This is a genomic window from Microbulbifer agarilyticus S89 (genome assembly GCF_000220505.1).
GTDB lineage: Bacteria > Pseudomonadota > Gammaproteobacteria > Pseudomonadales > Cellvibrionaceae > Microbulbifer > Microbulbifer agarilyticus_B.
Map to the genome: position 1 here is coordinate 1 of NZ_AFPJ01000047.1, position 690 is coordinate 690.

Below are 690 nucleotides of genomic sequence, written 5' to 3' on the forward strand. Positions count from 1 at the left end.
GCTCCCATTTTTGCGCAAAATGCGCACAAGGTAAGCTGCCCCTGCCGGCGGCGTTATATTTCAGGAGAAATCGTGCGGTCTTATCTGGTAATAATAGGAACCATATTTTCGGTCACAGGCTGCACGGCGATTCCTTACGCAGTAAATTGCATTGATGCAAAGGTGCCTCGCGAAGCGCCGTCAGAGCCAATCGAATACCGTGTAAGTTTTAAAAATGTTCACACTGAAACTGAAGTTTCAAGAGCTCTCGTCTGCCAAGAATTTTATGATGCGCAATGCAGCACAAAAGGAAATGGATGGAGTATGCGTCAGTTAAATGATCCTAGCCCCGTCGAGTTGCAGGCTTCCAATGGAAGCGTTGTACGAGTTTTAATCCCTTACTGTAATCAGATTGTTAGCGGCACTACAAAGCTTAGCAACTTAAATAAATATTTGATGCCGGAAAATGTTTATATTGAGACAAGCGAAATTCCAGATAGACAGCCGTATTACATAGAGGATAAAAAAGGAGCGTTGTACTTTGATATTCCCTATGTACTCCGCCTGGAAAATATAACAAGGCCGGGCAAATAACTCCGGGCCTGCGGCCCTCCGCGGGACAGCTTACCTTGTGCACCTTTTGCGCGGGTCGCTGTGCTCCCATTTTCGCGCAAAACGCGCACAAGGTAAGCTGCCCCTGCCGGCGGCGTT

General features: G+C 47.4%; 1 protein-coding gene. It reads left to right on the plus strand.

The annotated features are described in order from the left end of the window. The coding region (locus AS89_RS18715) for a hypothetical protein (protein WP_237709705.1) at positions 1 to 573 on the plus strand (573 nt) is incomplete at its 5' end. Positions 574 to 690: the final 117 nt, after the last annotated feature.